20 protein-coding genes are annotated in these 22,848 nt (G+C 54.6%); 9 read left to right on the forward strand and 11 right to left on the reverse strand.

Annotation, left to right across the window (positions count from 1 at the left end; genetic code table 11):
* Positions 1 to 242 precede the first annotated feature (242 nt).
* Positions 243 to 620, forward strand: a complete 378-nt coding sequence (locus tag JUJ53_RS01180; RefSeq protein ID WP_204150154.1) for a hypothetical protein — start codon at positions 243 to 245, stop codon at positions 618 to 620.
* Positions 621 to 673: 53 nt separating this feature from the next.
* On the opposite strand, the gene JUJ53_RS01185 is transcribed toward JUJ53_RS01180, so the two are convergent.
* From JUJ53_RS01185 to JUJ53_RS01200, 4 genes are all read right to left on the reverse strand, one after another.
* Positions 674 to 1,879, reverse strand: coding sequence for an amidohydrolase family protein (locus JUJ53_RS01185; RefSeq protein WP_204150155.1), 1,206 nt, complete (start codon positions 1,877 to 1,879; stop codon positions 674 to 676).
* A gap of 78 nt (positions 1,880 to 1,957) precedes the next feature.
* Entirely contained in the window at positions 1,958 to 2,890 is a 933-nt protein-coding gene (locus tag JUJ53_RS01190; RefSeq protein ID WP_204150156.1) for an ABC transporter permease, read from the reverse strand.
* Positions 2,891 to 2,989: 99 nt separating this feature from the next.
* Positions 2,990 to 4,090, reverse strand: coding sequence for an ABC transporter permease (locus JUJ53_RS01195; RefSeq protein ID WP_204150157.1), 1,101 nt, complete (start codon positions 4,088 to 4,090; stop codon positions 2,990 to 2,992).
* Between the two features lie 16 nt (positions 4,091 to 4,106).
* Positions 4,107 to 5,300, reverse strand: coding sequence for a BMP family ABC transporter substrate-binding protein (locus tag JUJ53_RS01200; RefSeq protein WP_204150158.1), 1,194 nt, complete (start codon positions 5,298 to 5,300; stop codon positions 4,107 to 4,109).
* A gap of 248 nt (positions 5,301 to 5,548) precedes the next feature.
* On the opposite strand from JUJ53_RS01200, the gene JUJ53_RS01205 reads away from it, so the two are divergent.
* Positions 5,549 to 9,235, forward strand: a complete 3,687-nt coding sequence (locus JUJ53_RS01205) for an NB-ARC domain-containing protein (RefSeq protein WP_204150159.1) — start codon at positions 5,549 to 5,551, stop codon at positions 9,233 to 9,235.
* A gap of 320 nt (positions 9,236 to 9,555) precedes the next feature.
* Here the strand turns inward: JUJ53_RS01205 and JUJ53_RS01210 are convergent, their stop codons facing one another.
* Positions 9,556 to 10,134 carry a TetR/AcrR family transcriptional regulator gene (locus JUJ53_RS01210; protein ID WP_204150160.1) on the reverse strand — a complete coding sequence of 193 codons (579 nt, stop codon included), beginning with the start codon at positions 10,132 to 10,134 and terminating at the stop codon, positions 9,556 to 9,558.
* A 379-nt stretch (positions 10,135 to 10,513) separates the two neighbouring features.
* Here JUJ53_RS01210 and JUJ53_RS01215 point away from each other — a divergent pair, with 379 nt between their 5' ends.
* The 4 genes from JUJ53_RS01215 (at position 10,514) to JUJ53_RS01230 (ending at position 13,318) form a co-directional block, all read left to right on the forward strand.
* Positions 10,514 to 10,975 (forward strand): nuclear transport factor 2 family protein, encoded by a 462-nt coding sequence (locus tag JUJ53_RS01215; RefSeq protein ID WP_204150161.1) that lies wholly within the window; start codon positions 10,514 to 10,516, stop codon positions 10,973 to 10,975.
* A 24-nt stretch (positions 10,976 to 10,999) separates the two neighbouring features.
* Positions 11,000 to 11,677, forward strand: coding sequence for a glutathione binding-like protein (locus JUJ53_RS01220; protein WP_204150162.1), 678 nt, complete (start codon positions 11,000 to 11,002; stop codon positions 11,675 to 11,677).
* 156 nt (positions 11,678 to 11,833) lie between these two features.
* Positions 11,834 to 12,235 carry a VOC family protein gene (locus JUJ53_RS01225; protein ID WP_204150163.1) on the forward strand — a complete coding sequence of 134 codons (402 nt, stop codon included), beginning with the start codon at positions 11,834 to 11,836 and terminating at the stop codon, positions 12,233 to 12,235.
* 120 nt (positions 12,236 to 12,355) lie between these two features.
* Positions 12,356 to 13,318, forward strand: coding sequence for a pyridoxamine 5'-phosphate oxidase family protein (locus tag JUJ53_RS01230; RefSeq protein ID WP_204150164.1), 963 nt, complete (start codon positions 12,356 to 12,358; stop codon positions 13,316 to 13,318).
* Positions 13,319 to 13,474: 156 nt separating this feature from the next.
* Here JUJ53_RS01230 and hypB read toward each other — a convergent pair whose 3' ends face one another.
* The 6 genes from hypB to hypF all read right to left on the reverse strand — a co-directional run bounded on the left by hypB (position 13,475) and on the right by hypF (position 19,924).
* A complete protein-coding gene (gene hypB / locus JUJ53_RS01235; protein ID WP_204150165.1) occupies positions 13,475 to 14,332 on the reverse strand; it encodes a hydrogenase nickel incorporation protein HypB in 858 nt (285 codons plus the stop codon).
* The gene (locus tag JUJ53_RS01240; protein ID WP_204150166.1) at positions 14,323 to 14,664 is read right to left on the reverse strand and encodes a hydrogenase maturation nickel metallochaperone HypA; all 342 of its coding nucleotides are present in this window, start codon (positions 14,662 to 14,664) and stop codon (positions 14,323 to 14,325) included. Before JUJ53_RS01240 ends, hypB begins: the two co-directional genes overlap by 10 nt.
* Positions 14,664 to 15,737: a hydrogenase expression/formation protein HypE gene (gene hypE / locus JUJ53_RS01245; RefSeq protein WP_204150167.1), complete on the reverse strand. Its 1,074-nt coding sequence runs from the start codon at positions 15,735 to 15,737 to the stop codon at positions 14,664 to 14,666. The genes JUJ53_RS01240 and hypE overlap by 1 nt, the downstream gene beginning before the upstream one ends.
* 4 nt (positions 15,738 to 15,741) lie before the next feature.
* The gene (gene hypD, locus JUJ53_RS01250) at positions 15,742 to 16,935 is read right to left on the reverse strand and encodes a hydrogenase formation protein HypD (protein ID WP_204150168.1); all 1,194 of its coding nucleotides are present in this window, start codon (positions 16,933 to 16,935) and stop codon (positions 15,742 to 15,744) included.
* Positions 16,936 to 17,017: 82 nt separating this feature from the next.
* Positions 17,018 to 17,278, reverse strand: coding sequence for a HypC/HybG/HupF family hydrogenase formation chaperone (gene hypC, locus JUJ53_RS01255; protein WP_204150169.1), 261 nt, complete (start codon positions 17,276 to 17,278; stop codon positions 17,018 to 17,020).
* A gap of 282 nt (positions 17,279 to 17,560) precedes the next feature.
* Positions 17,561 to 19,924 (reverse strand): carbamoyltransferase HypF, encoded by a 2,364-nt coding sequence (gene hypF, locus JUJ53_RS01260; RefSeq protein WP_204150170.1) that lies wholly within the window; start codon positions 19,922 to 19,924, stop codon positions 17,561 to 17,563.
* Positions 19,925 to 20,028: 104 nt separating this feature from the next.
* Here hypF and JUJ53_RS01265 point away from each other — a divergent pair, with 104 nt between their 5' ends.
* The 3 genes from JUJ53_RS01265 (at position 20,029) to fetB (ending at position 22,053) form a co-directional block, all read left to right on the forward strand.
* Entirely contained in the window at positions 20,029 to 20,448 is a 420-nt protein-coding gene (locus tag JUJ53_RS01265; protein WP_204150171.1) for a hypothetical protein, read from the forward strand.
* Between the two features lie 121 nt (positions 20,449 to 20,569).
* Positions 20,570 to 21,256 carry an ATP-binding cassette domain-containing protein gene (locus JUJ53_RS01270; RefSeq protein WP_204150172.1) on the forward strand — a complete coding sequence of 229 codons (687 nt, stop codon included), beginning with the start codon at positions 20,570 to 20,572 and terminating at the stop codon, positions 21,254 to 21,256.
* The gene (gene fetB, locus JUJ53_RS01275) at positions 21,253 to 22,053 is read left to right on the forward strand and encodes an iron export ABC transporter permease subunit FetB (protein WP_204150173.1); all 801 of its coding nucleotides are present in this window, start codon (positions 21,253 to 21,255) and stop codon (positions 22,051 to 22,053) included. Before JUJ53_RS01270 ends, fetB begins: the two co-directional genes overlap by 4 nt.
* The last annotated feature ends 795 nt before the right edge of the window (positions 22,054 to 22,848 follow it).

The following is a 22,848-nucleotide window of genomic DNA, read 5'->3' on the forward strand; positions in this document are numbered from 1 at the left end:
CTGCACCGGATCAGGATTGCCGCCTTTGGCTCCTTTGGTCTTGGCCATGCCCATGCCTCCCGTTGACTGCTCTTCACTTTAATCAGTTTACCGGGAACTAGTAAGATGATCTCACACCAAGCGATCGCACCCGCCATCCAAAAACTAGAGACACTCCCTTTACGATGTTCCCGGTTTACCAGGTATAATATGGGTGGCGATCCAAATGCACCGCCTAGACGCTGATCTCACACGACTGTCCTATGGAATTCATCAACACTGCATTAGACAATGCTTTTGCCGCAACGCTCATCTTCACAGCACTGTGGCTCCCCGTGCAATTTGCGGCGTATGTCTCTCGACGACGACGCACTCAAACGTCGGACTCGACACCCAAACCGATCGCCCTATTGCCAACGACTGAACGTGAACCCGTTGAACCCGTTGAACCGCAGCCCTTGGCTACGCCAGCCGCGATCGCTCTGGAGTCTATTGAACTATCGGACGACCGGATGATGCCTGCACCTGAGACGCCAGCGATCGCTCAACCGCATGGACGGCATTTGGATGGGCAGCCGGATCAGAAACGGTACGACTTCAACCTAGCCCGTTCCGTTGAACGGGATGAGGTGTCCTTCTAACGGATGCCCAAACGTCACGCGACACCACCAGCGCCCAACCTATTGGGATGAATTTAGTGCGAGGTTGACATGGATAAAGAATGCTTTATCTGTCCGCGTTTGATGACATATAAACGGGGAGCGTGGGTGGCGATCGCCTCTGGCACCGAGCCAGCGGCCATGATCACCAAATCAGCAGCGGCTCCTACCTCAATTCCGTAGTGCTCTAGCCCCATGACTTTTGCACCTCCCGTGGTGACCATCTCAAACCCAATGGCCAGCTCCTCATCGGTCAAAAAGTTAGAGCGGTAGGCGATGAGCATGGCGCGTTCTAGCATATCGGCGGTGCTGAAGGGGCACCAGGCGTTACGCACATCATCCGACCCTGAGAAGAGCGTAATGCCAGCTTCTCGCAGACGCGCGATGGTTGGGAAAGGGTGATGGCCTGGGGCATTGGTCATGATGGCGATCGCCCGTTTAGCCAGGGTTTCGATGGTGGCCGCTGCAATGTCATCGGGCACCATCCCCAGGCAGTAGGCATGGCTGACGGCCACATGCCCTTGCATCCCACAGGCTTCGGTCAGGTGGGCAATTTGCTCTAGCTCAAAAATTCCTAAATGGCCGGGGTCATGCAGGTGAATATCGAGGTTGACCTGGTGCTTTTCGGCCAGGCTAAAAATGCAGTGAAGATGCCCGGCGATGTCATTGTCCATGCCCGCAGGATCTAGACCCCCGAGCACATCTGCCCCTTCTCGTAGGGCAATGTCTAGCAAATCCAGGGTTCCTGGGCAGGACAACAGGCCACTTTGGGGAAAGGCCACGATCTGGATATCGATCCACTCGCGATAGCGATCGCGCACCTGGCAAACCCCCTCCAAATTCCGCAGCCCCACCTCGGGATGAATGTCAACATGGGTGCGCATGGCCGTGGTGCCCTGGGCGATCGCCCGTTCCACCAGCCGAGCGGCGCGCTCTTCCACCGGGAGGGGCAAGGTCTTGAGCGCGGCCTTCTCAATATCGACCCGTTGGCGAATGGTGGTGCCGGGGATGTGCGGCTGCCAGGGCAGGCCCCAGAAAGTTTTGTCCAAATGGATATGCCCATCCACAAAGCCGGGGCATAGCAGATTCCCTTGCGCGTCTAATTGGTAATGGGCTCCACCAAGGTTGATATTCGCTGGGGCGATCGCCCGAATCACCCCCCCTTTTACACCGACTTGCACCTGTGATCCGTCCGGCAGTGTCGCCCGCTGGATGAGCAAATCAAAGGTATCCTGTCCCATGGCTACTATGTTCCTACCTTGGATGAAAAAGCGCAGAATTTCATTGTTCAGGGGCATTCCCTGGCGATGCGAGAGCCCCTAGTCCTGATTGGGTTTCCCCAATGATGCGGGGGCTCCCTCCGAGGCATGATGCGGCGAACAGGTCAGCACCATCACCGCTAGGGTGAGCACATAGGGCAACGCATTGAAGACGTGGTAATAGGACTCCACCCCCACGGATTGCAGCACTGGCCCCAAGCCCTGAGTTCCGCCAAAAAGCAGCGCGGCATAGAGACATTGCATCGGCTTCCAATGGGCAAAAATGACCAGCGCCACCGCAATCAGCCCCTGGCCGCTGGAGATATTTTCATTCCAGCTACCCGGAAAATAGAGGGAGAGATGCGCCCCCGCCATGCCCGCCAAGAGGCTGCCCAGAATGATGCACAGCGCTTGGACTCGTTTGACCGGAATGCCCATCGCTCTGGCCGCCGCCGGACTCTCCCCCACCGCCCGCACAATCAAGCCCCAGCGGGTGGATGAAAAAAAACCTTGCATCAGAGGGGCGATCGCCAGCCCCAGCAGCAACAGCGGGCTCAGTTGCAACGCCGACTGCACCTGCGGCAGCGAGCTCCAGCCCCCCAGGGAAATGGCCGGAAGCTGAGGGGCAATCGGCTGGATATAGGGTTTCCCTAGATAAAACGCCACCCCACCCCCAAACAACATCATGGCAATGCCCACGGAAATGTCATTGACCTTAGGGCGTTGCACCAGCCAGGCATGAATCGCTCCCATGACGATACCCGCGCCCGCCGCTGCGAGCACCCCGACCCAGGGCGATCCGCTGTGAAACGAGGCCGCATAGGCACTCATGGCCCCCATCAGCAGAGTGCCTTCTAAACCCAGGTTGATTTTGCCGCTTTTCTCCGTCAGGCATTCACCCAGGCTGACCAGCAAAAACGGGACACTGCCTCGCAAAACCCCACCCAAAATCGCTAGGGGCACCCCCAACCATCCAAGCGCATCTGGGGTCATGGTTCATTCTCCGTGGGTGTTACAGACTGGAACATGGCGCAATGGGCAGTTAGATGGCAAAAAATCATGGAGGTATCACGGGAGACATCGCTAAAGGCATCACTGCGGTTGTACGCTTTCCAAAACAGCGGCAGAGGACGCCTCGTCGTCCACCCAGTTGGGTTCCTGAAACCAGCGAAATTTGCCATACAACGATTCGCTATACAAAATGACTAGAAAAATGAGGCCCTGTAAAACCAGGACGGTGGCGTCGGGCATGCCGTAGGTGCGTTGCAGCAAACTGCCACTGGCTAAAATGCCGCCGAGCAAAATCGAAACTAGCACCACCGCCAGCGGGTTGTGCTTGGCCAGAAAGGCTACCAGGATTCCGGTGTAGCCATAGTTGCTGTGTAAATTACCATTGGCGCGCCCATGGACAGCGGCCACCTCCACCATGCCCGCCAGACCTGCACAGGAACCCGCCAAAAAGCAGATCATCAGCGTTAATTTGCCGATGGTGAGCCCCACAATTCGGGCAGCCCGGGTGTTGCCACCCACAACCCGCACCGCAAACCCAAAGGTGGTGCGTTGGATCAGCACATGGGCGATCGCACAAACCACCAGCCCATACAACAGCCCGTAGTGGATCCGAGAACCGGGAAAATCTCCCAGCAGTAACAGATCTGGCAGGGGGTAAGTAGACGGTTGGTTGAGGGAACTAGGATCGCGCCAGGGCCCTTCTACCATGTGCTTGAGGAAAGCGATCGCCACATAGTTCAAAAGGAGGCTGCTAATGGTTTCATTCACCCCCCGGTAATACCGCAGGGCCCCGATCATGGCGATCCACATCCCGCCCACCCCCATTCCCGTGAGGGCCATCAGCAGCAAGCCCAGGTTGGGCGAAAGCCCCTCCACCTTCAGCCCAACAACGGCTGCAAACAGCCCCCCCAGCACCAGTGCCCCCTCATTCCCAATCATGATCAACCCCAGCCGAGCGGGTAAGACCGTACAGAGGGCACTCAACATCAGCGGGGCCGCGCGAATCAGCGTAGTTTGCCAGGCAAACCACGAGGCAAACGCAGCCTCATAAATAGAGGCATACACAGCCAGGGGAGAATAGCCTTGCACCACGCAGAACCCACCAAATAGCACCAACGCTAGGGCGATCGCCCCCACTGGAATGCAGATGGCCTCTAAAATTGAACGCCAATGACGAGGCATATCAAAGCCACCTACGCTACGCTGTGATTTGTCCAATGACCCCTTCCACCAGCCAGTCCATTTTTTCTAGTTCTGGGGTGCCATCTGGATATTCGGTGCCGCTCGGAATGACCACCGTCCCGGTGTTATCCTTCATTTCGCCTTTGTAGACAATGAGTGAACCGTCTAGCAGGCTGGCTTTGGCGGTCTCGGCGTCCTGTTTGGCCTGATCGCTGACGGCAGCACCATAGGGAGACAGTTTCACAAAGTTATCCTTCAGCCCTCCCAAGTAGAGATGGGGAATCTCACCATTCATCAAGGTTTTGCCCTCCTGAATCATCTGGGCATAGCTGGAATACACCCCGGTCCAATCCCATTCAGCCCCCGTCAAATAGCCATTGGGGGCAACGGCAGCCTGGTTGACGGCGTTGCCACTGCAAAAAATGCCACGCTTTTCAGCGGTTTCCATCACCACCTTGGCGTTGTCCACGTTGCAGGTGACCACATCAATGCCCTGATCCGCCATGCTGTTGACGGCTTCTGCCTCTTTCACCGAGTCAGTCCATTCCCCCGTGATGATGAGCTGCGTGGTCGCCTCCGGGTTGACCGAGCGCGCCCCCAGCATCCAGCTATTGAGGGTGCGGACGATGCGGGGAATGGGTTTTGCCATCACAAAGCCGAGCTTGCTCGTTTGCGACGTGTGGGCGGCCACGATGCCCGCAATGTAGTAGGCCTGATCGATGAAGCCAAAATAGCTGCCGACGTTGGCAGGATGGTTGCCCTCTTCGTAGAGGGTGCCACAGTGGAAAAATTGCACCTCCGGAAATTCCTCGGCCAGTTCCAAAATGTGGGGGTCAAAGTAACCAAAGGAGGTGGGAAACAGGACTTTAGCGCCATCCTGGACAATCATGCCGCGCATCGTTTCGGCTACAGCCGCCGTTTCGGGTACACTGGCTTCTTCAACCACTTTGATGCCGGGGAGCTGAGACACCCCAGCGGCACCTTCCGCATGGGCTTGGTTCCAGCCATAGTCATCCTTAGGGCCAACATAGATAAATCCCATCACGAGGGGCTCTGCCTCGCCGTCAGCGGGCGGAGCCTCACTGGTGTCTGAAGATGGGGGTGAGGTGGGAGAACAAGCGCCAAGTTGGGACGTCACGCCTAGCGCTCCGGTGGCCAGCAAGCTATACAGCAGTTGCCGACGGGTTAAGGGATATCGATGATCAGTCATAAGCCAACCTCTGAGCGAGTCTGAGCAAGAATGTCTGCGTTGTGCAGCAGGAGTGACTGAATTATCAGCAGTTCTGCCCAGGAGATCGATACCGGACATTCCAGGGGTTAGGTTACGATCTGTTACGAATGTCTAGGTTTGTTCCAGGTTTTGCCAGCCAGGTTCAGGGGGAGACGGTATCAGGAAACACCTCAGCGTTCTTCTATTTCTCTAAAGATAGGAAGCATTAAGCAGATTGGTTAAGTGGATTGAATGATGCCATTGTGAGCGATCGCCAAATCCTAGATCTTACCGATGCCCTCGTCTTTGAAAAAACGGGATGCCATCTCGGGGATGCTCAACGGGCACTGCTGCAGGCGGCCTGGTCTGGCGAGCGGCAAAGCTATGACCAGATCGCCGAATCCTGTGGCTATTCGGCGCATTACCTCCGCAAACATATTGGCCCGTCCCTGTGGCAGTTGCTCTCCAATGTGGTGGGGGAAAAGGTCACCAAGCTCAACTGCAAACGGGTGATCGAGCGCCGCCTCAGCGCTTTATCCCCTCGATTAAACGCTCCACCCTCTACCGTTCTGGCAGACACCTTCAGGGTGTTCCCACGTTCAGAACCTTGCTTATCCGGCCACTTACCGACCTCTCCGATGCCCTACCAAGATTGGGGAGAGGCGGCCCATGTCGAAACCTGTTATGGGCGGCAGGATGAGCTGGCTACGATAACCCAATGGCTGACGGTTGATCGCTGTCGGTTGATCGGGGTGTTTGGGGTGGGCGGCATGGGTAAAACCCATCTGGTGACCTACCTCGCCCAGCATGTCCCAGGGTTTGACTGTGTGATTTGGCGATCGCTCCACAATGCGCCTCCCCTCTCTGCGCTGCTCTCCGATGTGCTCAATGCCCTCGCTCGTTCGACCCCCTCCCAGCTCGTTCCCGCGCAGCCATCCATCCAAGCATTTCTGGATCGGCTGCGGGCGCAGCGCTGTTTACTGATTTTGGACAACCTGGAGACCCTGTTGCAGGGGGGCTGCAGCAGTGGCCACTATCGGGCTGGCTATGAAGACTATGGCCACTTACTGCAGCGGGTCGGCGAAACCCAGCACACCAGTTGCCTCCTGATCACCAGCCGCGAAAAGACCAAGGAATTTACCCTGTTAGCCGGCGAACACCAGACGACCCGAGCCTTTTCCCTCAAAGGGCTAACCGTCCAAGGCGGGCAACAAATCCTACAGGCCAAGGGCATCATTCAAGAATCTGAACAGGCCAGTTATGAGCTGGTGCATCGCTATGGCGGCAATCCCTTAGCCCTGAAAATTATTAGCACGACCATCCAAGATCTCTTTGGAGGCAGTGTGGGGGCGTTTCTTCGCCAGGAAACCGCTATTCTGGCTGAGATCAGTGCGCTGCTGGATCAGCATTTCAATCGACTCTCACCGATGGAGATTGCGGCATTGCAGGGATTGGCGATCGCCCGCGACCCCATCACCCTCAACACCCTCTGCGACGACATCTTCCCAACGCCATCTCGTCGGCAAATCCTCGATGCCCTGACCTCCCTGGGGCAACGGTCACTCCTAGAGCATCACGATGGTCTGTTGAGTTTGCAACCCGTCGTGATGGAATATGTCAGCGAGAAACTGATTGGGGCGATCGCCACAGAAATCCAACATCCCAATTCTCCATGTCTCTACCTCAACCAACATAGTCTGCTCAAAGCCGAAGCCAAAGACTACATCCGCGATATCCAGGCGCGTCTTCTTCTCCAACCCCTGCTCGACCAACTCCTCCAGCAGTTCAAAACCCCCGCCACCCTCTCAAAACACCTCACCACACTCCTCTACACCCACCAACATCACAATCCCCTGGAGCCTGGCTACCTGGCCGGAAACCTGCTCAACCTGCTGCTGCATTTGGGCACCGACCTGAGCGGCTACGACTGCTCCAACCTCACGATCTGGCAAGCCTATCTGGAAACGGCGAATCTCAACGGCGTCAATTTCGCCAACTCCGATCTCTCCACCTCCGTTCTCATGGAAACCTTTGCCAGCACCCTCTCTGTTGCCTTTAGCCCAGATGGCGCTTACTTTGCCACCGCCACCACCGATAACGATATCTGTCTCTGGCAAACCCACGATGGCCGCAAAGTTTTGATCTATCAAGGGCATCGAGGGTGGGTTCACTCCGTGGCCTTTAGCCCCAAAGACGCAATTTTGGCCAGCGGTAGCGAAGATAAAACCATTCGGGTGTGGGACATTCAAACGGGGCAATGCCTCAAAACCCTGCGGGGTCATCAGGATTGGGTTTGGTCGGTGGCCTTTAGCCCGGATGGCACCCTCCTGGCCAGTAGCGGCAACGATCAAACGGTGCGACTGTGGGATGTGGCAACGGGACACTGCCTACAAATCTTGGAAGGCCATGACAACTGGGTCTGGTCGGTGGCCTTCAATGCTAATCAAACCCTGCTGGCCAGTGGCAGCAATGATAAAACCCTCAAAATCTGGGATGCCGCAACCGGATTGTTGCTCAAAACCCTTCCCGACCATCGCGACTGGGTGCAATCGGTGGCCTTTAGCCCGATCGCCAATCTGTTAGCTAGTGGCAGCCGTGACCACACCATCAAGCTCTGGGATGCTACAACGGGAACCTGTTTGGCAACCTTAGAAGGCCATACCAATTGGGTGCAGTCGGTCACCTTTGACCGATCCGGCACCTGGCTTGCCAGCGCCAGCAACGATCAAACCCTCAAAATCTGGAACGTAGAAACGGGCGTCTGCCTACGAACCTTTCACTGCTCCATCCAAGATATTTGGTCGGTTGCCTTCAGCCCCGACAGTAAAGCGGTCATTTTGGGGGGCAGTGATCAAACGGTGCAGTTGTGGGATGTCCATACCGGGCAATGCCTCAAGACCCTACGGGGACATATCAGCGGCATTCTCTCGCTGGATGTCAGCTCCTGTGGCACGCATCTTGTAACCGGGGGGAGCGATCGCACCGTTCGTATTTGGGATCTGGCTCAGGGACATGCCGTGCTGACTCTGCGGGGGCATAGCAGTTGGGTGCGATCGGTGGCCTTTAGCCCCCAATCCTCTCGCGTCGCCAGCGGCAGCAGTGATCACACGATTCGGCTATGGGATAGCACCAGCGGCCAATGCCTCAGAGTGTTGCGGGGGCATGATAGCTGGGTGCGCTCCGTACAGTTTAGTGCCGATGGCTTAACCCTCGTTAGCGGCAGCACTGACCACACCGTCCGTCTGTGGGATGTGGGCACAGGGGAGTGTTTGCATAGTCTGCAAGGGCATACCAGTTGGGTTCGATGCGTTGTTTATGCTCCCAGTGGCTCTCCAGAACGACTTGCCAGCAGTAGTGACGACCAAACCATTCGGATATGGGACAGCCACAGCGGGCAATGTCTACGGGTTCTCACGGGCCACACCAGCGGCATTTGGGCCGTGGCCTTTAGCCCAGATGGACGGTTACTCGCCAGCGGCGGGGATGATTGCGTCATTAAAATCTGGGATGTGGCAACGGGCCACTGCCTGCAAACCCTGCAAGGGCATCAAAACTGGATTCAGGCGATCGCCTTTAGCCCCGACGGCACCTGTCTTGCCAGTGGCAGCAATGATCAGACCATCCGCCTCTGGCATCTCCCCACGGGGCAGCAGCAGCAATGCATAGACAGTCACCACAATCGCATTTGGGCCATTGCCTATAGCGTTCAAGAAAATAGCGAGGGCATCCACGAAACGGTGCTGATCAGCGGCAGCGAAGATGAAACCATCTGCATCTGGAACCCCACAACAGGACAATGCATCAAAAGCATGCGAGCCCAGCGCCCCTGCGAAGGGATGAATATTCAGGGTGTCAAAGGGCTAAGGGAAACCCAAAAAGAAGCTCTGCGGGCATTAGGAGCCATCGAACCGTCTCCTCAGCAGGCCGAACCATGAAGCCCGAACTAGGGATGACAGGCTGAAAACAGGGCATCCCGCTGTCACGGGTCTCTGCTCACCACGCTTCGAAACTTAACTTCGACGAACCGATTGTGGTCTAGGTCTGGGGATGAGGGAAAGGTGGCGACGCTACCCTTCCACAAGTCTTATCCATACATTGAAACCATGACCGACGAACCACTCATAAACCCGATCCTGCTCCCGATGATGTTATCTAACCTGAGTTCGATATAAGCTGAAAGCCTTATTCTATAGTAGACTGAGAGCTTAACTCTTTCGTCCAACAAGCTAGAAAAGCCCCTTAACCCGAACTGACGTTACGTTATCTGAATGAGCATCGCGGCAGCGGTCTTGGCATGGGTTGCTGCCGCAGGACTTCGACGCATCATGGCCACCACGATCGCCCCTTCCATCAACAGCAACAATTGCTCAGCCACCGCGTCAGGACTATCGAGTTCGGCAGCCTGCACCAGGTGCAAAATATAGCCATAAAGGGCTTGCTGGTGCTCGATCGCCACCTGATATCCCGGATGCTCAGGATCAACTAGCTCGACCGACGAATTGATAAAGGCACAGCCGCGAAAGTCTGGTTGAGAGAACCATTCTTCCAGCACATCAAACATAGCCAGAAGGCGTTCAGCCGGTGCTGTCGCTTGCTTTTCCACCGTTTTCTGAAACCATTCGCGCCAATTGACATCACGCTGCTGTAGCCAGGCGGCAATCAGGGCGTCTTTGGACTTGAAGTGGTTGTACAGAGACATTTTTGCCACCCCCGACTCGGCGATGATGCGATCGATGCCGACGTTTTGCACGCCCTCTTGATAGAACAGGGTGGATGCGGCTTGCATGATGCGATCGCGCACTGAGGGCTTGGACGATGATGTTGTGCGAGGCATATCAACAACGAATTTATACAGACTTGTCTAGATAATAACGGTTTTGCTTAAGATTTGTATTCAATCAAACAGTTTCTAGCGTTGCCGATTCCCTTGCAGCGTTTTCCCTGGATCGAGGTTGACCAATTGAGGTTGACCAATCGAGGTTGACCAATGGGGCGATCGCCGCCACCCGGCTTAACCAGCCTAGGTCACCCCTAGACAATCGACCGCAGCGCTCTAGGTCACCCCTAGACAATCGACCGCAGCGCTTGGACAAGCAACTCTTTCAGCCCCTCAACCATAAAACGATGTCCTTCATCGCTTGACAATATACAGACCTGTCTACATAATTAATTTAGACAGACCGTTCTACCCTCATGTGAAGGAAGATATCTCTATGCCCGAGCTCGCACCCCCCGTTCATCCCACCGTTGACGCAGATGACAGCAGGCCACCTTTGCCGCCCTTCACATTGGAGACGGCGAAGGTCAAAGTGCAAGCCGCGGAAGATGCCTGGAACAGCCGCAACCCTGACAAAGTCGTCCTGGCCTACACCGTCGATTCGGAATGGCGTAATCGCTCGGAGTTCCTCAAAGGTCGTGACCAGATTCGCGAATTTCTCACCCGCAAATGGAACACCGAACTGGACTATCGCCTGAAGAAAACCCTCTGGAGCTTCACCGAAAACCGTATCTCCGTGAAATTTGAGTACGAGTACCGCACCGACTCGGGCCAGTGGTATCGCGCCTATGGCAACGAAAACTGGGAATTTGCCCCCAACGGCCAGATGCAGCGCCGGGAAGCCAGCATCAACGATGTGCCGATTAAAGAGTCTGAACGCAAGTTCCGTACCTCATAACCGCACCTCATAGGAGATTGACCCATGATTGACTTATATACCTACACCACCCCCAATGGTCGCAAGCCTCCCATTCTACTCGAAGAATTGGAACTGCCTTACACCATTCACAGCATTGACATCAGCAAAGGCGACCAGTTCACCCCCGAATTTAAGGCCATCAACCCCAACAGCAAGATTCCGGCCATCCGCGATCGCGACCATAACCTCACCATTTTCGAATCCGGTGCCATCTTGATTTACCTAGCAGAAAAAGCCGGTAAGTTCCTACCTACTGACGTGGTCGATCGCGCCAAAGTGATGGAGTGGCTGATGTTTCAGATGGCCAGCGTAGGACCGATGTTGGGTCAGCTCGGCCACTTCCGCAACGCTGCGCCCGAGAAGATTACCTATGCCGTGGAACGCTATCACCGGGAGACCTTACGGCTGCTCGACGTGCTTGATGGCCAGCTCAAAAAGCATCCCTACATCGCGGGAGATTACTCCATCGCCGATATTGCCACGTTTCCCTGGGTCGCAGCCGCTAAAACGCCTTACCTAAATATTTCCATCACGGACTTTCCCAACGTTGACCGCTGGATTGAAACGATGAAAAAGCGCCCCGCGGTAAGAGTTGGAATGGATATCCTCCAACCCAATTTTGACAGCAACGTTGGGACGCTGGCGACTGCTGAAGCGGCAGAACAACTGACCACGGCGTAATTATCACCGAGAATTGCCCGTCCATGCTGCATATTTTAACGACTGGCTAGCAGGGATTAGCGACCCTAGACATCTGAATTTCGGGGCAGCGATCGCTCAACCGCCTCAACTTATCTTGCTACAACTTGTTCTTTATCCTCACGAGGAATCTGCATCATGGCTCTTACTCAAGGCACCCATCACATCGGTCTGACCGTTCCCAACATCAACGCGACCCGCGATTTTTTCGTGAATGTCTTGGAATTTCAACAAGTCGGTGAAGTACCCGACTATCCCGCTTACTTTCTCTCTGACGGCACCAGCCTATTGACACTATGGCAGGCGTTAGAACCGGATCACGCTATTCCCTTTAACCGCAAAACCAACATCGGCCTGCATCACTTTGCCTTCAAAGTAGACGGCGTCGAAACCCTCAAGGCCATCTACGAAAAGCTCAAAACCACCGCAGGCGTTGAGATTGAATTTGCGCCGGAATCCTTAGGCGGTGGCCCCACTCAGCACATGATGTTCGCCATTCCCGGCGGCATTCGCATGGAGTTGACCGCTCCCGGCCGTTGACCTCCCGGCTGAAAACCCGCGTTGGAATGGACTGACTCGCACCACCCTGAGAAGTCCATCCAGCGTGACTCGCGGTTTCTTCTAGCCACCATTACGTCAAAAATTCAGGAGACCGACATCATGGCAATCCCCGGTTGGCAACGGGCAGACTCTCCCTTTCATCATGGGGAGCGGGCGATTCAGGAACGGTTGGGCGCTTTAGAACAGATGGATACGTTTGGCCGACGGATGATTCGCGAATTTTTGCCAGAACAGCATCGCCAGTTCTACGCCCAGCTTTCTTACGTTCTGGTTGGCACGATGGACAGCGCCGGAAAACCCTGGGCATCTATTCTCGTAGGGGAACCAGGCTTTATCTCAACGCCGAACGATTCCTCCCTGCACATCGCTGCTCACCCTCTCTACGGCGATCCGCTTACCGACATGCTGCAAGTTGGCAGTGATATTGGCTTTCTCGGCATCGAACTGCAGACTCGCCGCCGCAACCGCGTCAATGGCGTGGTCAGCGCGATCGCCCCTGACGGTTTTGACGTTCAAGTCAGCCAAACCTTTGGCAACTGTCCTAAATACATCCAGGCACGCCAGTTCGATCTCGCTGCTTTTGACCCTAATGTGGCCAAGCCTCTCCATACCCTGACCAGGTTAGGGGACGCTGAACGGCAGGCGATCGCGGCGGCTGACACCTTTTTTATCGCCACGGCCTACCTGGATGAGGCTGCCGGAGCCGCTCGGGGCGTCGATGTCTCTCACCGAGGCGGCAACCCCGGCTTTGTGCGCATCGACGGCAATACCCTCACCGTGCCGGACTTTGCTGGCAACTGCCACTTCAATACCTTCGGCAACATCGAGGTTAACCCACGGGCGGGTCTGCTGTTCATTGATTTTGAGCAGGGCAATCTACTCTATCTCACAGGCCGGGCCGAGGTCATTTGGGATGGCGATCCAGAAATTGCTGCCTATGCAGGTGCTGAAAGGCTGTTCAAATTTCATCTTACCCAGGGCATCCGGGTGGATAGTAGCCTGCCCTTAACCTGGTCTAAGCCTGAGTCCTCTCGGTTTCTAGCAGAAACCGGCCCCTGGTAATCTGCAATCACGCTAATGCCTAGGTCATTTTACATGATGCAACGCCCTATAGAGAGATTGGTGTTGCTTAGATGAGAGATGAATTCCCTGAAGCAACCCTTGCATCATGGACTGTTCAGAAATAGATTCATCTCAGAAATCAGCAACGTCGAGAGACTAAGCATGTAGCTGCCGTAGCCAGGCGTACCAGTCTTCTAAGCCAGTTCCTGTTGTTGCCGATAGCTGGAAGCAGGTGAGGTGAGGGTTCACTTGGCGGGCATAATCCAGACAGCGATCGACATCGAAGGTAACGTAGGGCAACAGGTCAATCTTAGTAAGCACCATCACCTGACTAGCTCGGAACATATGAGGATACTTAATGGGTTTATCGTCCCCCTCAGTTACCGAGAGAATCACCACCTTGGCAGTTTCCCCAAGATCAAATAGAGCAGGACAGACTAAGTTACCTACATTTTCAATCCACACCAACGATCCAAGGGGGGGATGGAGGGTATCTAACCCCTGCTCTACCATGGCAGCATCTAGATGGCAGCCGGTGCCAGTATTGACCTGAATAGCAGCACAGCCGGTAGATTGAATGCGGTCGGCGTCGTGGCTGGTAGCCTGATCGCCCTCAATCACCACCATGGGGCGATCGCTCTGTAGATCCTCCAGTGTACGCACCAGAAGAGTGGTTTTGCCAGCCCCAGGGGAACTGACTAGGTTCAGCGCCACTGATTCTCGACCTTTTAGCCAGCCTCGATTCCGGTTGGCGATCGCATCATTTTTTGAAAGCAGGCGCTGTTCTAGGGTAAGAGTTGTGCCGTGATGTTGAGCATGGAGAGCGGCAGACTGATCAGGATGATGATCAGGGCTATGGTCGTGACTGTGGTGATGGGTAAGAATCGTTCCATCAGGTTGGATGTGCGTATGGCTCTGGGGGGTATGGATGGAGGCGATCGCTTCTGTTTTTCCCGTGATAGGATGCGTCAGAGTGGGTGTTGCGTCATCAGAACAGCCGCAGGTTACACACATAGTTCCTCCAATTCCAGTTGTTTAAGGGTTAATTCTTGTCCTTGAATAATCGCTAGATCTACACTGCCACAGGTACATTGCCCAAAGGGGCTATCGAGAGACAATGTGGCACCACAGGCTCGGCATTGCCCGAGACCAGGCGGTTGTACAATCTCTAGCAGAGCACCTTCCAGTAACGTACCCTGAGCACAAACATCAAAACAAAAGCGAATCGCATCGGGCATCACCGCCGTCAGTTGCCCCACTTCCAGGGTAAGGCGCAGGACGTGAGCGCCTTGGGCATGGTCGAGGGCGATCGCTACGATGGTTTCAGTCAGTCCTAATTCATGCATCAGCAAATCCTCGGCAGTTGATCACCCACTAATACATCGACCACCCGCTCCGTACCAAAGGCCGTCTGCAGTGAAACCAGTCCTGGAAAGCGATCGCCCACCTGACCAATACAGCAGCTTTCCTGCCCGGCTGGATGCGATCGCATGGTGGCTAGGGTCTCGTCTGCTCGATGGGCGGGCACGACGACAACTATCTTACCTTCATTAGCAAGGTACAGGGGATCTAGTCCTAGGAGTTCACAAAGTCCTGCCACCGGCTCATCCACAGGAATAGCCTCTTCCTGCAGTTGAATACTCACCTGGGAAGCTGTGGCAAACTCGTTGAGCACCGTGGCTAGCCCTCCCCGCGTGGCATCCCGCATAGCCCGGACATCAGGGCATACCGACACGATCGCATCGACCAAACTATTCAACGGCTGACAGTCGCTTTGGATATCGGTATCTAGGGCCAGTTCACCCCGCGCGACCAAGATAGCTGCACCATGGTTACCGATCGCTCCGTTGATCAGAATGCGATCGCCTGGCTGCAGGGCAGTGGCACAGGGATTAATGCCCGTACGCATGACGCCGACACCAGCCGTATTGATAAATATCTTATCTACACTGCCGCGCGGTACAACTTTCGTATCTCCCGTGACGATCTGCACTCTGGCTTGGACGGCGGCGATCGCCATGTGATCTACGATTTGGGCTAGGAGATCGGTTGATAGGCCTTCTTCTAAGATGACGCTACAGGTTAAATATAGGGGAATGGCACCACTGACACAGAGATCGTTCACCGTGCCATTGACCGCTAGTTCTCCTATGTTGCTACCAGGAAAAAAGAGCGGATCAACAACATAGGAATCGGTGGTGAAGGCCAGGCGATCGCCCAAGGTATTCAAAGCACCTAACGGTATACGGGCCTGATCCTCTAGGGGAGCTGGAGCTTGCTGAAAACGCGCTACAAAAATACTGTCAATCAGATCATGCATCGCCCGACCACCGCTGCCATGAGCTAGGGTCACCGTCGATTCAAGGCGCGGACGACGGGGATGCGATCGCTGAAACGTATCACGGGTAACTGAGGGCATAAACTTACCTCCTCACACGAGATGAATGGGATGGAGCTAGTGAAGCCGATGACGTGGCCGGACGACGTCGATCAAGCTGGCCATAGTTGTAGTAGGCGGCGCAGGCCCCTTCAGAGGACACCATGCAAGCACCTAAGGGCGAATCAGGGGTGCAGGCAGTGCCAAAGACTTTACATTCCCAGGGCTTTTTCACTCCTCTCAAAATGTCGCCGCAGGCACAGGCACGATGATCATCGACATGGGGATGAGGTAAGCTAAACTTCACCTCGGCGTCAAACTGGGCGTAGTCGGGATGGATGCGCAGCCCCGAGGCAGGAATTTCACCAAGACCACGCCATTCAAACTGCTCCCGCACCGTAAAGACCTGGGCGATCGCCCCCAGAGCTACCGCATTGCCATCCTCTGCCACCAAGCGACTATACTGATTTTCCACCGTGCAGCGCCCTGTCACCAGTTGATCCAGCACCATCCAGAGAGATTGCAAAATATCAACTGGCTCAAATCCAGACACAACTACCGGTTTACCATAGCGCTCAGCAATCACCCGGTAGGGACGGGCACCAATCACCATGCTGACGTGCCCTGGCCCAATAAAGCCATCCAGTTGCAAATCCGGTTGATTCAGCAAGGCTTCCAGCGCTGGCACCACCAAGACATGATTGCAAAATAAACTAAAATTGCTCACGCCCTGGGCCGCCGCTTGCAAGACCGTTAGGGCCGTACTAGGAGCTGTGGTTTCAAAGCCAATGGCAAAGAAGACCACCTCTCGATCAGGGTGGGCGATCGCGATCTGAAGGGCATCCAGGGGAGAATACACCACCCGAATATCCGCACCCTGAGCTTTGGCCTGCAGCAAGGATTGACTCGATCCCGGCACCCGCAACACATCACCAAAGGTGGTCAAGATCACCTGCGGATTCTGGGCTAGGGTGATGGCGTCATCCAGCCGTCCTTTGGGCATAATGCACACCGGGCAGCCTGGCCCATGGATGAGTTCTACGGTGTCAGGTAAGAGATCGGCTAACCCATACTTAAAAATTGCGTGGGTATGACCGCCACAAATCTCCATAATCCGCAGGGGGCGATCGCTTGCAGAGGAGCCAGGAGAGCCAGGCGGAAACTGGGCGGCGATCGCCTCGATCTGCCGGAGAATACCCTGGGCCCGCTGCGGATCGCGAAATTCATGGACATATTTCATCGTGTTGCGTCTCCCAATGTGGAGCTACCTGGTACCAAGAGCGAGGACTGTTGAGGAAGGAGAGGGATGGGAGGTCGGTTGGCTAGAGGACGTTTGCTGCATTCAGCGCGGCTATGTCGTCGAGCATCGTGAGGGTGATCTGAGCATCGTCGGCATCAATGCGATTCATGGCAAAGCCTACATGTACTAACACCCAATCGCCGACACAGGCATCTACCGGGTGATCCTCGTCCACAATGCAGGCAATGTTTACGGAGCGCTTCACACCACCAATGCTCACGGTAGCCAAGAGATGCTGCGGGTCAATAATGTCTAGAATTTGCCCTGGAATACCTAAACACATGAATACTCATCCTTGTTGAACTGTGCCGCGATCGCTAATTAAGAATCGGCGTTGCTGAATCTAGGTATGAACCGCACCATCTACCCTCACCCTAGCCCTCTCCCAAAAGGAGAGGGGACAAGAGTTTTAGCTCCCTTCTCCCTAGGGAGAAGGGTTGGGGATGAGGGCAATTCATCCTGCTATCCAGCAATGCCTAAAACCCTACGGGAGCTCTCAGGCTGCGATCGCTCTCGACGTTAGTTAGATCGCCTATGGCCATCATCCGCCACATAGGCAGGTTTTCTATGAATGATCAGGATGTTTTAGCAAGTGGCGAGCTGCGGCGATCGCGCCTTGTCCTAGGGATAGGCCACCATCGTTACAAGGTACTTGCTGGGCTGTTAGGACAGTGAGACCTTGCTGTTCTAACTGCTGACGGACAGCGGTCAGCAATATCTGATTTTGAAACACGCCGCCAGATAGAGCCACGGTGCTTAGGTGATGGGTCTGCGCTAGATGCTGGGCTAGGTGGGCAATTCCTTGGGCAAAGCCTAGATGAAAACGGGTGGAGATCATACGGGCAGGGACGTTCTGACGTAAATCGTTGAGGAGGGCTGTCCAAAGGGGGGCAAAGGAGAGCTGATGCGGGGTCTGGCTCAGGTCAATATCAATGGGGTAGGGGGTAGCGTTGACCAGGTCTGGCTCCAGGTCTGACCGAATGAGGGCTTCTAGTTCCATCGCGCCCTGACCTTCATAGGTAACCTGCTCGAAGCAGCAGCCGATGGCGGCGGCGACGGCGTCAAATAATCGCCCGGCGGAGGTAGCTAGGGGCGATCGCAGACCGCTCCCTAACATCTGCTCTAACAGGGGACGCGGCTTTTGCGCTAGGGCTTGCACGAGCGGTAGGTCGCCGTATTGGCTGAGCAAGTCGTCCCAGGGCCACAGGGCGCGTAGGTGGGCATAGGTGTTACGCCAGGGTTGGCGCATGGCTTGAGCACCACCCAGTAGGGCGATGGGGGGCAGGTGGGCTAGGCGGTGATAGGCGGTGTAGTCAACCAGCAAAAATTCGCCGCCCCAAAGGTCGCCGGTTTCGCTATAGCCTAGGCCATCTAGGGCTATGCCTAAAATCGCTGGGGTGTCGATGGGTAGGTGATGGTCTACCATGACGGCGGCAAGGTGGGCATGGTGATGCTGGATGGGATAAACGGGGAGCTGCTGCTCGGCGGCCCAGCGCTGACCTAGTTGGCTGGCCCGATAGTCGGGATGGGCATCGAGGGCGATCGCTGCTGGTTGATGCTCAAATAGATCTAGGTATAGCTTCAGGGTTTCTTGGTAGGCGAGGAGCGCAGCGGGATGCTCTAGGTCGCCTAGGTGTTGGGACAGGATGGCTTCGCCTTGGCGCAGTAGGCAAAAGGTCGTTTTCAGTTCGCTACCCATGGCTAGGATCGCAGGGGCTGCTTCAAAGCCGGGGGGCAGGGGCAGGGGGGCGGGGGCATAGCCACGGGCCCGGCGCAGGATCTGAGGTTGACCTGTAATCACTCGCACGACGGAGTCATCAACGCGGTTGATGATGTCGCGGTTGTGCAGCAGGAGGTAGGGAGCGATCGCCCTCAGGTCACGCGCTTCGTCGTTGGTGATGCTTTGGGGTTCACTAGACCGATTGCCGCTAGTGAGGACGATGGGGTGTTCGATATGCTCGAATAGCAAATGGTGGAGCGGTGTGTGGGGCAGCATGAACCCTAGGGCCGATAGGCCGGGAGCTAGGGATGGCGCTAGGGAGCATTCGGGGTGGGGGGTCAGGAGGACGATGGGGGCGGCGGGGCTTTCTAGAACCTGTTGCTCTGCTGCGTTCACAGGACAGTAGTCGCGCAGTTGGGCAAGATCCCGCACCATCAGGGCAAAGGGTTTAGCGGGGCGGTGTTTACGATGGCGCAGGGCAGCGACGGCAGTTTCTTGGGTGGCGTCGCAGGCTAGGTGGATGCCGCCGAGTCCTTTAATTCCAACAATTTCACCTTGCCGTATCAGCCGACCTAGGTGGGCAATCGCTGCTTCTCCTTCAGCTAGGCGTTGACCATCGCTCTCCTCTAGCCATACCTGAGGGCCGCAGGCAGGACAGGCGATCGGCTGGGCATGGAAGCGGCGGTTGGCGATCGCTTGATAGTCGCCCTCGCAGGCTACACACATCGGAAAGGCAGACATGCTGGTCTGGTGGCGATCGTAGGGGATGGCACGGATGATGCTTAGCCGCGGGCCGCAGTGGGTGCAGTTGGTGAAGGGGTAGCGGTAAAAGCGGCTATCGGGATCGCGTAAATCCTGTTGACAGGCGGTACAGGTGGCGGCATCCGGGGATATCTTGGTGCGGACAGCTCCTGTTTGGCTGGCTGCAATGCTAAACGATTGCTCGGGAACGGCGGTGAGAGGAATGGCGGCTCGGGTGATCCGGGTAATCCGCGCTAAAGGTGGCGGCGATCGCTCAAGCTGGTCTAGAAAGCTTTCGATCTGCTCACGCTCCCCGGCTACGCGGATCCATACGCCTGCTCCATCGTTGAGTACCCACCCTCGTAGCTCATACTGTTCCGCTAGGCGATATACTGTTGGACGAAATCCTACACCCTGAACGATTCCCTCCACTCGAATGTCTTCTGATACAAGCAACTCCTCTTCCATCCTCAGCAATCACCTATCCCTGTTACCCTATAATAAGCTTTCCCTGTAATTATTTAAGTTATTTAAGGGAGGGAGTAAACGTAAAATCTTTGGCTTAATCTATTATGGCACGTAAATCAGCACAGGGCTTTGGGGCATCTAAAGCACAAACCCAAGGCACACTTCGAGGAATCCGTCTAGAATTGGGAGAGTTCCAAGATTCTAGCAACCTGCTTTCTCCTGATGAATTAGCTGGGCTGAAGGGGCTGGGCATCATCAACTATGGCATTGTCTGCCAATTTCGCTGCATCAATGATGAGGGGCAGGCATTTATAGGGCTTGCCTTACCCTCCATCAAAGCTAGTGGTGCCATTCTCGTGGGCATCATGGTGGGCACACAACCAACTCTGACTGATACCATCATGCCTAGAGAAGAAATTGAGCGGCGCTATCGAGCCAATGAGGCAGCGATCCGATATCTCATTGCCAAGGCTTTTAAGAAAGAGTTTGCTGAGCAAGTTATGAGATCCTCTGGGCCAGGGTAGCGATCGCTTATCCAATCACCCCTGTCTTAGACTGATTAAGCATTCATAGCTTGCTGATACGGTTGATATGTCAAAGCCTTGAACTACTGTAAACCCGTTTATATGCATCATCTTACAGTTCATGCCCAGCAGCTATCTTCCCCAACAATCGGGTATCACCCCCCTGCTCACAGTGCAGGGTTTAGGACGGCAGATTCAGCATCGATGGATTTGGAAAAACCTGGAGTTTGATCTACATCCAGGCGAAAATCTGGCGATTACTGGAGCATCTGGGTCAGGCAAAAGCCTCCTGCTGCGATCGCTTGCCAGCCTTGATCCAATTCAAGAGGGGCATGTCTGGTTTCAAGGCAAAGCTCTTTCTACCTATGCCGCCCCCTACTATCGCAGCCAAGTTATTTACTTGCACCAGCGACCAGCATTAATAGAAGGAAGTGTCGAAGATAATCTACGTCAAGTCTATCGATTTAAGAGTCATCGTCACCAATCCTTCGACCAAGATCAGATCCTCGCCTACCTTTCTGCCCTAGGGCGAGATGACAGCTTTCTCTTGAGGTCAAGTTCAGCATTATCAGGGGGAGAAGCGCAAATTGTTGCCTTTATTCGGGCCTTGCAACTCTCTCCCCAAATTCTACTGTTGGATGAACCTACCGCGTCCCTGGATCTGGAAACGGTTTATGCCTTAGAAACTCTTGTTCACTATTGGCAGAAGACTGACCCAAACCGCGCCACCATCTGGACAAGCCATACGTCCGAACAAATCAATCGTGTCGCACAACGACATATTCATCTTCAGCCGCTGGGATCATGAATGAAACCTATCTAGCCATTGGCAATGTTCAGCTTATTTTAGCCACCAGCTTGCTTCTGATCAACATTATAATTTCTGTTGTATTGCAGCTTGGCTTGGGCAAACAGCTTTGGATTGCTGGCATTCGCGCAGTTGTCCAGCTTTTACTGATTGGCTACGTTCTAGAGTGGGTATTTACCCTAGAGAATCCTCCTCTTATTTTGCTCGTAGGATTGATTATGACGACGATGGCAGGGCTCTCGTCTGTGCAGCGAACCCGTCGTCGATTTCAGGGAATTTATTTCAACAGCATTTTATCCATTCTAGTATCCACAGCCTTGATCACCGGCGTCACCATCACCGGCATCATTCACGTTGATCCTTGGTATGATCCCCAGTATCTTATTCCTCTACTAGGCATGATTTTAGGCAACGCTCTCACCGGAATTACCTTGGCGATCGATCGCTTTATGGACGATCTAACCACTGGGCGCGATCGCATTGAAGCCATGTTGGCCCTAGGTGCCACCCGTTGGGAAGCAGCCCATGACAGCATTCGTGTGGCTCTACGGACAGGTATGACTCCCACGATTAATTCGATGATGGTCATGGGGATCGTGAGCCTGCCGGGGATGATGACGGGGCAAATTTTAGCGGGGGCTAGACCGACGGATGCTGTCCGCTATCAAATCATCATTTTGTTTGCGATCGCAGCAGCCACGGCACTTGCCAGTATTGGAGGCATATTGCTGGCTTTCTTACAGCTCTTTAGCCCAGTTCATCAACTCCGGCTCGATCGCCTCCGACGACTCCCCTAAGGGCTGTTGTGATCCACGGTGCGATCAAGACCAACGCGATCGCAGCGAATCTCTAGCCAGACAAAGCTTTGCTCTATAGTAACCATAGAGACTTCTGAGGGCTTCCGCTAAAAGGTGCCATCGCATGGGTGCAGCATCAACAGCGCTTGGGTTCACCCTAAGAATACATAAATTGTGACGTAGATAACATTATCGACATTTTACGAAGATTCTTGTTATGTAGTGCAGATAACATTATCGATATAGTTGTCTATGCATCGCAACACCGGTTCGGCTCCATCGAGCATCTCGCCCACCCCATGATCAACGGCCACCGCTTTAGAGTAAAACGCTTACGCATTAAGGCTTTATGGGCATCACCGGGGACATCTACGTCAGGTGAGTAACGGCAGAAACCTTAATCTTTTGAGAGATCTTTAATTTTCCGCGGCTTTGTTTCCTGTAACTTCGAATAAACTTTGTATTAAATTGGTATTAAGATAGCCTCCGTACAGTCCCACACTCGATCAAAGTAGGAATAGTTAGGTTAATCTGATTAGAGTTGACCGTGGGGCTTTCACTGGACATCCTACCCTTAGGTAGTTCATCGCTAGCCTCTCTAGGCTAATCAGCTCCATACAATCAGGGTTTTACGGAGAATCCATCTATACTCTTTTTTTGATGTGACTTGCATCCTAGGTATCAGTAGAGGACAACATCAGCAATTCTCATTTTGACCAGTAGCTTGCCCAATCTGTCGAATCCTGAACGAAAGAATGAGCTTTTTCAACCAATCTATTGACACTGTTCTCAATA

This window comes from Leptolyngbya sp. CCY15150 (assembly GCF_016888135.1).
Lineage (GTDB): Bacteria > Cyanobacteriota > Cyanobacteriia > RECH01 > RECH01 > RECH01.